9 protein-coding genes are annotated in these 12,859 nt (G+C 55.4%); 8 read left to right on the forward strand and 1 reads right to left on the reverse strand.

The genetic code is table 11. The features are described 5' to 3' along the window. Window positions 1-40: 40 nt before the first annotated feature. Window positions 41-898: an IclR family transcriptional regulator gene (locus LK04_RS06360; protein WP_071885766.1), complete on the reverse strand. Its 858-nt coding sequence runs from the start codon at window positions 896-898 to the stop codon at window positions 41-43. Between the two features lie 468 nt (window positions 899-1,366). On the opposite strand from LK04_RS06360, the gene LK04_RS06365 reads away from it, so the two are divergent. The 8 genes from LK04_RS06365 to LK04_RS06400 all read left to right on the forward strand — a co-directional run bounded on the left by LK04_RS06365 (window position 1,367) and on the right by LK04_RS06400 (window position 12,853). Continuing rightward, the gene (locus LK04_RS06365) at window positions 1,367-2,278 is read left to right on the forward strand and encodes a dihydrodipicolinate synthase family protein (protein WP_052205889.1); all 912 of its coding nucleotides are present in this window, start codon (window positions 1,367-1,369) and stop codon (window positions 2,276-2,278) included. Window positions 2,279-2,359: 81 nt separating this feature from the next. After that, on the forward strand, window positions 2,360-3,703 hold the full coding sequence (locus tag LK04_RS06370) for an MFS transporter (protein WP_059109777.1): 1,344 nt from the start codon (window positions 2,360-2,362) through the stop codon (window positions 3,701-3,703). Window positions 3,704-3,721: 18 nt separating this feature from the next. Next, window positions 3,722-5,050: an MFS transporter gene (locus LK04_RS06375; protein ID WP_059109778.1), complete on the forward strand. Its 1,329-nt coding sequence runs from the start codon at window positions 3,722-3,724 to the stop codon at window positions 5,048-5,050. A 27-nt stretch (window positions 5,051-5,077) separates the two neighbouring features. Continuing rightward, complete coding sequence (locus tag LK04_RS06380; RefSeq protein ID WP_082678716.1) at window positions 5,078-6,388, forward strand: MFS transporter; 1,311 nt, start codon at window positions 5,078-5,080, stop codon at window positions 6,386-6,388. Window positions 6,389-6,510: 122 nt separating this feature from the next. Then, the gene (gene fusA, locus LK04_RS06385; RefSeq protein WP_059109779.1) at window positions 6,511-8,610 is read left to right on the forward strand and encodes an elongation factor G; all 2,100 of its coding nucleotides are present in this window, start codon (window positions 6,511-6,513) and stop codon (window positions 8,608-8,610) included. A gap of 280 nt (window positions 8,611-8,890) precedes the next feature. Then, entirely contained in the window at window positions 8,891-10,498 is a 1,608-nt protein-coding gene (locus LK04_RS06390) for an ABC transporter substrate-binding protein (RefSeq protein WP_039335129.1), read from the forward strand. Window positions 10,499-10,694: 196 nt separating this feature from the next. Then, a complete protein-coding gene (locus LK04_RS06395) occupies window positions 10,695-11,210 on the forward strand; it encodes a GNAT family N-acetyltransferase (protein WP_039335127.1) in 516 nt (171 codons plus the stop codon). A gap of 29 nt (window positions 11,211-11,239) precedes the next feature. Beyond that, a complete protein-coding gene (locus LK04_RS06400; RefSeq protein WP_039335125.1) occupies window positions 11,240-12,853 on the forward strand; it encodes an ABC transporter substrate-binding protein in 1,614 nt (537 codons plus the stop codon). Window positions 12,854-12,859: the final 6 nt, after the last annotated feature.

The following is a 12,859-nucleotide window of genomic DNA, read 5'->3' on the forward strand; positions in this document are numbered from 1 at the left end:
ATCCTCCTCTGTTAAAGATTCCACCAGGCAGCGAGTTGCACTATTCGGGCTGTGCAGGAAGATCGCCACGGCGGGTTGTGATTGAAGCTGAGGCCGCCGGGCGAGAGGGTGTCCATCCCAGCTCCAGCGATATCTTGTTAGCCATTTCCATTACCAAGCCTGAAAGACCTTCCAGACGTGCCAGCGGCAGACGCTCAGCTGCACCGGATACGCTGATCGCCGCGAAAACCTGGCCGTTAGCTGCGCGCACCGGTGCGCCGATGCAGTGCACATTCAGTTCGTTCTCTTGCAAGTCCAGCGCGTAGCCGCGTTCGCGAATACGCGCCAGTTCTGCTTCCAGCGCCTCGCCATCGGTAATGGTGTAAGCCGTGCGCTGTGGCAACGAATCGGCGATGATTTTGCGAATCAACCGGGGTGACTGCCAGGCCAGGAACGCCTTGCCCACGCTGGTGCAGTGCACCAATGCCGCTTCAATCCGGGTAATGGTGGTATTGCCGGTGCTGGTCATCTCCTGGCGTTCGACAAACGCCATCTGTGCACCATCGAAAATGCACATGTGCGTGCTTTCGCCGGTAATCAACTGCAGTTGCGCGGCATAAGGACGCGCATGGCTATCAAGATCCAGGTTTTGAATCACCAAATTTCCCAGCTGAAACAGCTTCATGCCCAGCTTGTAAGTTTCGCGTTTGCCGTTCTGTTCCAGCAGGCCAATATCACGCAATGACGACACCAACCGGTGCGTTGTCGCGCGCGGTAATCCGGTGCGTGTGGCAATTTCCGCCGGGGTTAAATTGGCGTCACGCTGTGAAAAACACTCCAGAATTTGCAGGACCTTGGTCAGGCTTTTAATCGATGCCTGATTCAGTTTCTCCGCCTCGGTTCCGCTATTTGTACTCATACCCACCTCTAGATCAGCAACAGTGAAGCGTGCTTCGTGCACTCGCTCAGTTCACAGTATTCCGATATTCCGGCTCTTATACTGAGACACTTGCGCCAGAATAGCGCCTTTTAGTGAGCCTGCCATCCTCAAGTTGATTGCTATTCGGTTTTAATCTCATAATGTGGGATATGCTTGTTAATATGTTTGCATTAATCCTCATTGTAAAGTGGGTGTCTGTTCGCCTTCCCAATCAACTCAATCATCATTAATGACTCTCAATGTGAAATTAATCGATATATTTCAAGTTGTTGAGATTTGAGGGTGGACAGGTGATAGTTAATGAGTTGAATGAAATTTGATCTTGATATGTGATCTTAATTCCACAATGAGAGATTTGGTGTTGATCAATATTTCATTGTCTCACATTAATTGATTACCGCGAGTCGTTCTCGCTTTAATCAGCGTCTTGAGAGACAGGAGCAGAAAATGAGTCAGCAGATTGCAAGCCAGGCTAAAGAACTGAAAGCTAAACTGCGCGGCGTCTTGCCGCCAATTACCATGCCCTTCAACGCCGAAGGTGAGTTGGTGCGTGGCGGCCTGAAACAGCAGATCGACTTCATCATCAACTCGGGTGCCAGTGCGATAGTGGTGGGCGGCAGTACAGGGGAAGGCCACACGCTCTCTGATGAAGAGTTTCGCCAGGCCATGACCGAAGCCTATGAGGCCAACAATGGCCGCGTGCCTTTCGTCGCCGGGTTGATTGTTAACAGCACCCGCCAGGCGATTGCACGCGTGAAAATGCTGGAAGGGATGAAGCTGGATGCGCTGCAGGTTACGCCAGTGCACTACCTGTTCAAGCCCGATGATGACGCCACCGTGCGTCATTTCCGCGAAATTTACGAAGCGACGCAAACGCCAATTCTGATTTACAACGTCATCCCCTGGAATTACCTGAGTCTCGATCTGATGAATCGCATCATGGATGAAGTCCCTGGCGTAGTGGGGATGAAACAGAGCGGGGGAGATCTGAAGTCCGTTTCTGATCTGCTGCTGCGCTGTCCAGAGAAGATTATCGTCAGCGGCGTGGATGCGCTGCTGTATCCCGGCTTTGCCATCGGTTGCCAGGGGGCTATCTCCGCATTGACCAGTGCGGTGCCCTCGGTGGTTGCCCGCATGTTTAAAGCGGTGGAAGAGAATGACCACGCCACGGCGCGCGACATCCATTTCCGTCTGAGCGATTTATGGAGCCAGTTACCGCATGACAATCTTCCTGCCTGCGTGAAATACATCCAAAGCTTGCAAGGGGTTCCGCTGTATCAGCCACGTCCACCGATGCATCCGGTCAGCGAGGCGCTCAAATCCAATATTAAAGCGGCGTTCGACCGTCTGATGCGCTGATTTGCACCCCCGCACAGCGGGACATTATAAAAAAATCACGCCACGACCCGCCGAAAACGGGCGTGGCGGAGGTGCAGAAAGATGAAATTTGACCACAACCCTACACTCGAACGTGATGCGGCCTCGGCACCACGGGAAATGCCACGTGAGGTGGTGCGACCAAAACACCATCTGCGCTGGGCAATCATAGGCATCATTATTCTGTTAACCATTACCAACTATCTCGATCGCGGCAATTTGTCGGTCGCGGCGCCGCAAATCATGCAGGATCTCGGTATCAGCCACGCAATGATGGGGGTCATTCTCTCAGCGTTCGTCTGGCCCTACGCGATTATGAACCTGCCTACCGGCTGGGCAGTGGACCGTTTTGGCGTCAAAGTCCTGTTGGCACTGGCCGCGGGATTATGGTCGCTGGTGGCGATTCTCACCGGCTTTGCCCGTAACGTCGGCACCTTTATTGGCCTGCGTATTGCGCTAGGCGTCAGTGAAGCGCCGCTGTTTCCCGGCGCGTTAAAAGCCACGGACACCTGGTTCCCGGACCGGGAAAAAGCCGCGGCAACCAGTGCTTATATTGCGGCAACGCAGGTGGGGTTAGCGCTGGCTCCGCCGATTTCAACCCTGTTAATGGCGGCCTTTGGTTGGCCGGCGATGTTTATCATTATGGGTTTGATCGGTTTCGTGGCCCTCATCGGCTGGCTGGTGCTGTATCGCGAACCTGAAAAACATCCGTGGTTGCATAAAGATGAGTTGCGCTATATCCGGGAAGGACAGGCCACGGCGCAACAGGCGGCAGACGCGCCACGTGTCACGGTACGCGAGTGGGGCGGGCTTTTCAGGCATGCTTCGGTCTGGTACATGGTGATCGGTGGTTTCTGTCTACAGTATGTTTTCTGGTTTTACATCGGTTGGTTGCCCACCTATCTGCAACAGGCGCAGGGTTTTACCCTGAGCCGCGCGGGCTGGCTCTCCGCGTTACCCTATATTGCCGGTGGCGTGGCGGTGTTGATCGGCGGGAGGTTCTCCGATCGTCTGGTGCGCAAAGGGTTCGATCCTTTTAACGCCCGTCGCTATACCATTGCCGGTGCCGCATTGCTGACGGCGGGCGCGATGTTTATCACCGCGTTGGTGGATGGGGCGGCGCTGGCGGTGATCATGCTGACCTTAGGGATGTTCACTTATAGCCTGTCGTCCGGTAACTACTGGACGCTGGCGGCAGAAGTGGTTACCACCAAAAAATGGGTGGCTTCCGTAGGCAGTATTCAGAATTTTGGCGGCTTTCTTGGCGGGGCGTTTGCGCCCGTGGTCACCGGGATTGTTGTGGATCATTTTGGCGGATTTGTGCCGGCTTTGATGCTGGCGGGATTTATGGCGCTGATATCGGCGGGCATGTATGGCCTGGCGTTGCGTCACCGTCTACCGGTCTGACTTTTCAGGAGTGACACCATGGATGCAACATCGCAACTCGCGACGGCGGAAGAGACCCGCGCGCGCCCGGAACTGACTCAACGCCAACTCAGGCTGACGCTGATCTCCTCACTGATTGGCACCGCGTTAGAGTGGTACGATTTTTATCTGTACGGCACGGCGGCGGCATTAATCTTTAATCACTTATTCTTTCCCTCACTGTCACCATTGAGCGGAACGCTGGCGGCTTTTGCCAGCTATGGCGTTGGCTTTCTGGTGCGTCCGATTGGCGGGCTGTTCTGGGGCTATATCGGTGATAAATATGGTCGGCGTCCGGTATTGATCGGCACCCTTATCCTGATGGGCGTCAGCACCACAGCAATTGGCCTGTTGCCGGGCTATGCCAGCATTGGCATTGCCGCGCCGCTGTTGTTGACCTTACTCCGTCTGCTGCAGGGCTTTGGAGCAGGGGCAGAATTCAGTTCGGCGATTACGCTGAATGCCGAGAAAGCACCTGCACATCGTCGTGGTTTTTACGCCAGTTGGTCGGGGGTGGGCATCGGCTGTGGCGTATTGCTGTCGGCCTCTGCGTTTGCCCTGGCGCAACAGCTGCCGCAGGAGGATTTCGTCAGCTGGGGATGGCGCATTCCCTTCCTGCTCAGCATTGTGGCGGTGTTTGTGGGTGGCGCAATACGCCTGTATGTCACGGAATCCCCGGTATTCCGCAAGCTGGCGGCAGAGCAGAAGCTGGAGCGGGCACCCTTTGTTTCGGTGTGGCAAAACCAGCGTCGTCATTTCTTTGTGGCGCTGGGTGCACGCATGGCGGAAAACACCGCCGGTTTCTTCCTGCAGGTGTGGACCATCTCTTATGTCACGCAATCGCTGCACGTCAGCAGTGCCATTCCGGTCGCAGGCGTACTGCTGGGGTCGGGAATAGGCTGTATCACTATCCCGCTGTTCGGTGCACTTTCGGACCGAATCGGCCGCAAACCGGTGTATATCGGGGGAGCATTGCTCTTTGGCCTGGGGATGTTCCCGTACTTTTGGCTGCTGAACAGCGGCAATCCCTGGCTGATCATCGGCGCAATGGTCGTGATGATCTCCCTCGCCAATTACTCGATGTTCTCGGTGCAGGCGGCATGGTTCGCCGAATTGTTTGATGGCAAAACCCGCGTGACTGCGATCTCGATGTCGCGCGAAATCTCCTCGATCTTTGCCGGCGGTTTGGCCCCGATCATCGCCAGTAGCTTGCTGCTCTGGTCCGGTGGCCACTATGGCGCGGTGGCGTCCTACATGATTGTTTTAAGCATCATCACCGTTGTTTCCGTGTGGCTGGGTCCGGAGACCCGCGGTTGCCGCCTCGACTAAACCTCAATCCTACGTCGGGAGTTCAGCATGCACTCACAACCATTGACCGCCCACGCGGCGGTCAGTCGCACCGCCACGCGCGGAGAAATGCGTAAAATCGTCACGGCCAGTGTGATGGGTACCATTATTGAGTACTACGACTTCACGCTCTACACCACCGCGACCGCGCTGGTGTTCAACAAAATTTTCTTTCCCGGTGAATCACCGCTGGTAGGCAGCCTGGCGGCCTTTGCGACTTATTTTGTTGGCTACTGCGCACGTCCTTTAGGTGGCGTGCTGTTCGGCCATTTTGGCGATCGCATTGGCCGTAAGTTCGCGTTAATGATGACGCTGATCATCATGGGCCTCGGCACCTTCCTGATTGGTTTGATCCCGCCTTACGCACAGATTGGCGTGTGGGCACCGATTGCGCTGGTGGTATTACGCTGTCTGCAAGGCATTGGCATTGGCGGTGAATATGGCGGCGGGATGACCATGGTGGTCGAACACGCCCCGCCTGAACGGCGTGGCTTTTACAGTTCACTGGTGCATATCGGCGTACCTGCGGGTTTTCTGTTGCCGATAATTTTTATCACCGTGCTCAATGTGGCGCTGGATGAGGCCGATTTTCTCAGCTGGGGTTGGCGTGTGCCGTTCCTGCTCAGCGTGGTGCTGTTAGGGGTAGGGATGTTTATTCGCAGCCAGATTGAGGAAACGCCGGCTTTCAAACGCATGAAGCGTGACGGAACACAGGCAAAAGTGCCGGTGCTGGAGGCGCTGCGCCATCACACCCGCGATGTGGTGCTGGGCATTGGTGCCAAAATTGCTGAAAGCGGACTGTTCAACATCTATGCGGTATTCGCCATTAGCTACTGCGTCAACGTGCTGGGCATGAAGAGTCAAATCATCCTGTACGGCATTCTGCTGGCCTGCTTGCTGGAGTGTTTCACCTTACCGCTGTTTGGTCGTATGGCCGATCGCTATGGTAAAAAACGCGTTTATATTGGCGGCATGATGGCGCAGGCCATACTGGCATGGCCTTTTATGCTGATGTTAGCCAGCGGGCAACTTCCCCTGATTTATCTCGCTATCGCACTGGGCTTAGCGCTAGGGCACGGCAGCACCTTTGGCGCTCAGGGAGCCTTCTTCTCGTCGCTGTTTCCGGCGCGGGTTCGCTATAGCGGTTTGTCCTTAGTCCAGCAGATCGGGCCGATTCTCGGCGGCGGATTATCACCGATGATCGCCACGGCGCTGCTGGTCAGCGGCGAGGGCTACGGCTGGGTAATTGGCTATATGGTGTTTATGGCACTGCTCTCGGCGTTCAGTGCCTGGCGGTTGCGGGATGCGAAGATGGAGTGAACAGATTGTGCGAAAAAGGCTCAAACTGTTCGTGTTTACTCGTACAATAGGTCTATGCTGTTGCGCAGCGGCGGGCAATGGTGCTCGCCCACTTTTTCAGTCGAACAGACTAAGGACGCATCATGCCCCGACCCCTACCTATCGAACGTTATCGCAACATCGGCATCTCCGCGCACATCGATGCCGGTAAAACCACCACCACTGAGCGCATCCTGTTTTACACCGGAATGAGCCATAAGTTAGGTGAAGTGCACGATGGCGCGGCAACCACCGACTGGATGGCACAGGAGCAGGAGCGTGGTATTACCATTACCTCGGCAGCGGTGAGCTGCTTCTGGCCGGGTATGGATGGCAGCTTTACGCCGCACCGCATCAATATCATCGACACCCCCGGACACGTGGATTTCACCATCGAAGTGGAGCGGTCCATGCGCGTGCTGGACGGTGCCGTGATGGTGTATGACGCCGTCGGTGGCGTGCAGCCACAGTCGGAAACCGTATGGCGTCAGGCCAACAAGTACCACGTGCCGCGCATTGCCTTCGTCAACAAGATGGACCGCCAGGGTGCGGACTTCTTCCGCGTGGTGCAGATGATGAAAGATCGCCTGCATGCCAATCCGGTGCCGATTGTGATTCCGATTGGCGCAGAAGATCACTTCAGCGGTGTGGTGGACCTCAACAAGATGCGCGCTATCTACTGGGATGATGCCAGCCAGGGCATGACCTTCAGCTACGCACCAATTCCAGAGGAGCTGCAGGCGCTGGCGGCCGAATGGCGTGAAAACATGGTGGCGGCAGCGGCGGAAGCCAGTGAAGCCTTAATGGATCGTTATCTGGAGCAGGGCGATCTCAGCGAAGAAGAGGTGATTGCGGGGCTGCGTCAGCGCACGCTGGTGGGTGAGATCCAGCCGATGCTGTGTGGCAGTGCCTTTAAGAACAAAGGCGTGCAGCGCATGCTGGATGCGGTGATTGAGCTGATGCCCTCACCACTCGATGTGCCACCGGTGGCCGGTGTGAATGAGAAGGGTGAGCACGATGAACGTCATGCGGATGATGATGAGCCGTTCTCTGCACTGGCGTTCAAACTGATGAGCGATCCCTACGTGGGCCAGCTCACCTTCGTGCGCGTCTATTCTGGCGTGCTGCGCAAGGGTGACAGCGTGTGGAATGCAGTGAAAGGGCGTAAAGAGCGTATCGGCCGAATTGTGCAGATGCAGGCCAACGATCGCATCGAAATCGAAGAAATTCGTGCCGGTGATATTGCTGCCTGTGTGGGATTAAAAGAGGTCACCACCGGTGAAACCCTGTGTGATCCCAATGCGGTGATCACCCTGGAACGCATGGAGTTCCCGGACCCGGTGATTTCATTGTCGATCGAGCCGAAAACCAAGAGCGATCAGGAAAAGATGGGCCTGGCGTTGCAGCGGTTAGCGGCAGAAGATCCGTCGTTCCGCCTGCACACTGATGAGGAGTCAGGCCAGACCATCATCTCGGGTATGGGCGAGTTACATCTGGAGATCATTGTTGACCGCATGAAGCGTGAGTTTGGCGTGGAAGCCAACATTGGTCGCCCGCAGGTCACCTATCGCGAAACCATCCGCAAAACGGTACGCGATGTGGAAGGCAAGTTTGTGCGTCAATCGGGCGGTAAAGGCCAGTATGGTCACGTGGTGTTGACGCTGGAACCGCAGGCTGCCGGTGCCGGTTTTACCTTTGAAGATGCCACCAAAGGCGGGGTGGTGCCGCGCGAGTTTATTCCTTCGGTGGAGAAGGGAATTCGTGAAGCGCTGAACAGTGGCGTGCTGGCGGGTTATCCGGTGGTGGATCTTAAAGCCACGCTGACGTTCGGTTCCTACCATGAGGTGGACTCCTCGGAAATGGCCTTCCGCATGGCGGCGATTTTTGGTTTTAAAGCCGCAGCTAAACAGGCCGATCCGGTGATTCTTGAACCGGTGATGCAGGTGGAAGTGGAAACGCCAGAGGAGTATGCAGGTGGTGTGATGGGTGACCTGTCATCGCGTCGCGGTACGCTGCAAGGCATGGACGAGCGCTTTGGTGCGCGTATCATCCGTGCCGAAGTGCCGCTGTCAGAGATGTTTGGCTACGCCACCACGCTGCGATCCATGTCTCAAGGTCGCGCGACCTACAGCATGGAGTTCGCGCATTACGCCGAAGCGCCACGCAATGTGGCCGAGGGGATTATTGCCGCGCGTGCGGTGTGATTTTTTGGGCGGCAGGGATGCCGCCACAAAATATCATTTCAGATATCGATCCGTAGGGTGCGCATTCATGCGCACAGGGTTTTAGGTCGCCATAAATGGCGACCCTACGAGCGTTGAAGCGTAATTTATTTCGTTTGTTTCCTTTAAACCATTTCATCACATCGATAGCCAATATTGTCGTTTTACATTTATTTATCCGAATTTTAATAATTCAGCGGGAAATATAAATCAAGCCGGTATGCGGCTATTTAAAATAACACCTGCAATCACCAAGGATAATATGAAAGCGAACGCAATTACTCTGGCTCTGGGTTTCGCCTGCCTGCTGGGCAATGCCGTTGCTGCCGATAAACCGGTTAGCGGCGGTAGTCTGACGGTCGGTGTCGAAACTGAACCCACCACCTTCAACCCGCAACTTAACGGGCAGGACAAAGCCGAAATCACGCTGCGCAACTTCTGGGAATCGCTGCTGGCCCGCCGTCCAGACGGCAGTTTTGTGCCGTGGCTGGCGGAGAGCTATCAAGCCAGCGAGGATGGTAAAACCTTGCGCTTCAATCTGCGCCGCGATGTGACGTTCTCCAACGGCGAAAAGCTGGATGCCAACGCCGTGGCCGAAAACTTTCGCCAAACTCAGGTGGCGCAGTACTGCGCCGGTACCAGCCTGTGCCTGATGGGATCGCACATCGACAAGATTGAAACGCCCGACGATCACACGGTGGTGATTACACTGAAATCGGTCTATTCACCGTTCCTCTCCTTCGCGGCGGGGCTGCAAATCCTTTCCCCCTCCAGTTGGAAATCATCGCAGCTAAAATCGGGTGGCACGGAGATTGCCGGTACCGGGCCGTTTATCCTGCAAAGTTACGAGAAGGGCCAGCAGGTTACTTTTGTGAAGAACCCGAATTACCACTGGGCACCGGCCACCGCGAAACATCAGGGACCGGCCTATCTCGATCGTGTCACCTATCGTTTCTTGCCGGAATCCTCGGTGCGCACCGGGGCGTTGCTCTCCGGTCAGGTGGATGCGATTGAAGGCATTTCCGGTAACGACGCGGGTGAATTCAAGGACAACCCTGATTTTACCTACCAGCACGCGCTCAATACTGGTACCCCGTACTCACTATTCCTCAACGTCGAATACGGCCCCACACAGGATGTCAAAGTGCGCCAGGCCTTGTTGCAGGGGCTGGAGATCGATCCGCTGCTGAAATCGGTGTATCGCGGCGAGCGTACCCGTGCCTGGGGCATCACGTCACCGATTGACCCGCTGTATAACAATGAGCTGGAAGGGAAGTACGGCAACAACCCTGCTGCCGCTAACAAACTGCTGGATGAAGCGGGTTGGCAAACCCGAGACAGTGAGGGCTATCGCACCAAAAACGGTGAGCGCTTGCGCATTGAGTTGATTCAGGCGCAGGCCACCGTACGCGACCAGCGAGATGTGTTGTTGCAGGCGATTCAGGCACAGGCGCGTCAACGGTTAGGAATCGATCTCAAACTCAACTATGTGGATTCCGGTACCTATGTGGACGTGCGTAAAAGCGGCAAGTTTGGCACCATCGCTAACTCCAACACACCGACCGACGGCGTGGATATTGAAAACCACTACCGCCCCATTGCGCAGGGCGGAGCGATTAATTACAGCCGCGTCAATGATGCCAGTATCAATGGGCTGTTGGATCAAGCCGCCGCGACGCTGGATTTGAAGCAGCGCCGCCAGTATTACAGTGAGTTGCAGCAACGCGCTTTACCGCAGTTGGCGTTGGCGGTTCCACTGTATGAACCGGAAGATCAGCTTGCCACCGCCAGTTACGTGCATGGTTATGGTTTCCGCAGTAATAAGCATATGCCGGAAAGCGTTTACGATGTGTGGTTGAGTCAACATTAATATCGCCAGGTGCGCATAAATGCGCACCCTACGAAAATCATACGAACGTATTGTAGGGTCGTCATTGATGACGACCTTTATTTAATTTTCGCTTATGCGATTCCCACAATGAACAAATCCATTGCCACTATTCTCGTTTTACTTTATTTCGGCGGATTTCAATAATTCCCTGCAGATAAATTCAGGAAACCCGCAGATGAGCCAATCTATTCAAATTGCTAAACCGGACGATGCAGACGAAATTTTTGCCCTGTTGCAACGCGCTTACGCATCGCTGGTGGCGTTGGATGTGCATTTCACCATCTCTCAAGGCAACGTCGAGCAGGTTCGTCGCGTCATTGAACAGGAGACGGTACTGGTGCTGCGCAAATGGAAACGGGCTGTGGCGACGGTGACCGTTCGTTTCCCCTGGCAGCAAGAAACCGATGCGCCCTCGTCGCTGCCGTTTATCCACTGGTTTGCCGTCGATCCAGACTACAAAGGTCAAGGCTATGGCCGCGAGATCATCAGCTATGCCGAAGAGACGCTGCTGAAAGAAACGCTTAAAGCGCCTGGCGTGTATCTGGCCACGGCGACTAAACATCCCTGGCTCAGTGAGCTTTACCTGCGTCGCGGCTATCAGCCGTTTTATCACCGCACCAATGCGTTGGGCGAAGCGCTGGTATTCCTGAAAAAGGAATTCAACACGCAGCCCATCGCCAACATTGCCTGATTCACATCATCAAAAACAACAGGGACATTATGAAAGCGAATTCAATCACGCTGGCGCTGGGGCTGGCGTGCCTGCTGAGTACGTTAAACACCTTCGCTGCAGAGCAACCGCGCAGTGGCGGGTCGCTGACCTATGGCGTAGAAACCGAACCAGCACCGTTAAACCCGCAGTTGAATGGGCAATCTAAAGCCGAAGTCACCCTGCGTAATGTCTGGGAATCACTACTGGCACGACGCACCGATGGCAGTTTTGTTCCCTGGCTGGCCACGGGCTATGAAGTGAGCCCGGATGGCAAAATTTATCGTTTCACGCTGCGTCGTGACGTCACTTTCTCCAACGGCGAGAAGCTGGATGCCAACGCGGTAGCGGAGAACTTTCGCCATGTACAGGACCCAAAATATTGCGCAGGAACCAGTATCTGTGGACTGAGTGCCCGCATTGCCAGCGTGGAGACGCCCGACAATAGCACGGTGGTGATTACCCTGAAGCAAGGTTACGCGCCTTTCCTCTCTTTTGCCGCAAAGTTGCAGATTCTGGCACCGGCCAGTTGGCACTCACCCCAGCTCAAGGCGGGCGGTAAAGAGATCGCGGGAACCGGGCCTTTCATCATCGAGAGTTACGAAAAGGGTCAGCAGCTGACACTGGTGCGCAATCCGCATTACCACTGGGCACCGGCCACCGCACATCACCAGGGCCCGGCGTATCTGGATCGCGTGACCTACCGCTTCCTGCCAGAGTCCTCGGTGCGCACCGGTGCATTGTTGTCTGGGCAGTTGGACGTGATTGAAGGCATCTCCGGCAACGATGCCAGCGCCTTCAAAGACAACCCGGATTTTACCTATCAACATGCCTTGAACACCGGCACACCCTATTCGTTGTTTCTGAATGTGGAATATGGCCCCACGCAAGATGTGAAGGTGCGCCAGGCGTTGTTACAGGGGCTGGATATCGATCCGTTGCTGAAGTCGGTGTATCGCGGCGAGCGTACCCGCGCATGGGGGATCACCTCACCGGTTGACCCACTTTACAACAACGATTTGGAAGGCCAGTACGGCAACAACCCCACGGCGGCGAATAAGCTGCTGGACGAGGCGGGATGGCAAACGCGAGACAGCGAAGGTTTTCGCATCAAAGACGGCCAGCGCCTGAGTATTGAAGTGATTCAAGCCCAGGCCACGGTGCGCGATCAGCGTGATGTGTTGTTGCAGGCGATTCAGGCCCAGGCACGGCAACGACTCGGCGTCGAGATCAAACTGCGTTATGTCGATTCCGGCACCTATGCCGAGGTGCGCAACAGCGGTCACTTTGGTTCGATCGCCAACTCCAATACGGAAACCGACGGCATCGATATTGAAAACCACTATCGCCCGGTTAATGCCGGTGGCGCGATTAACTACAGCCGGGTCAACAGCCCTGAAATCAACGGCTGGTTAGATCAGGCCGCCGCCACGCTGGATATCAATCAACGTCGCAAATTCTACAGCCAGCTTCAGCATTACGCGTTAGCAGAGCAGGCGCTGGCGATCCCGTTGTATGAGCCGGAAGACCAGATTGCCACCGCCCGCTATGTGCACGGCGCAGGTTTTCGCAGCTACAAACAGATGCCGGAAAACGCATACGACATCTGGCTAAGTGACCATTAATCAGGA

Origin of the sequence: Pantoea vagans (assembly GCF_001506165.1) — a bacterium.
Classification (GTDB): Bacteria; Pseudomonadota; Gammaproteobacteria; order Enterobacterales; family Enterobacteriaceae; genus Pantoea; species Pantoea vagans_C.

Coding starts and splice junctions, on each gene's coding strand:
- LK04_RS06380 (WP_082678716.1), top strand. CDS start 5,078: ATGCACTCACAACCATTGACCGCCCACGCGGCGGTCAGTCGCACCGCC.
- LK04_RS06375 (WP_059109778.1), top strand. CDS start 3,722: ATGGATGCAACATCGCAACTCGCGACGGCGGAAGAGACCCGCGCGCGC.
- LK04_RS06390 (WP_039335129.1), top strand. CDS start 8,891: ATGAAAGCGAACGCAATTACTCTGGCTCTGGGTTTCGCCTGCCTGCTG.
- fusA (WP_059109779.1), top strand. CDS start 6,511: ATGCCCCGACCCCTACCTATCGAACGTTATCGCAACATCGGCATCTCC.
- LK04_RS06360 (WP_071885766.1), bottom strand. CDS start 898: ATGAGTACAAATAGCGGAACCGAGGCGGAGAAACTGAATCAGGCATCG.
- LK04_RS06395 (WP_039335127.1), top strand. CDS start 10,695: ATGAGCCAATCTATTCAAATTGCTAAACCGGACGATGCAGACGAAATT.
- LK04_RS06370 (WP_059109777.1), top strand. CDS start 2,360: ATGAAATTTGACCACAACCCTACACTCGAACGTGATGCGGCCTCGGCA.
- LK04_RS06400 (WP_039335125.1), top strand. CDS start 11,240: ATGAAAGCGAATTCAATCACGCTGGCGCTGGGGCTGGCGTGCCTGCTG.
- LK04_RS06365 (WP_052205889.1), top strand. CDS start 1,367: ATGAGTCAGCAGATTGCAAGCCAGGCTAAAGAACTGAAAGCTAAACTG.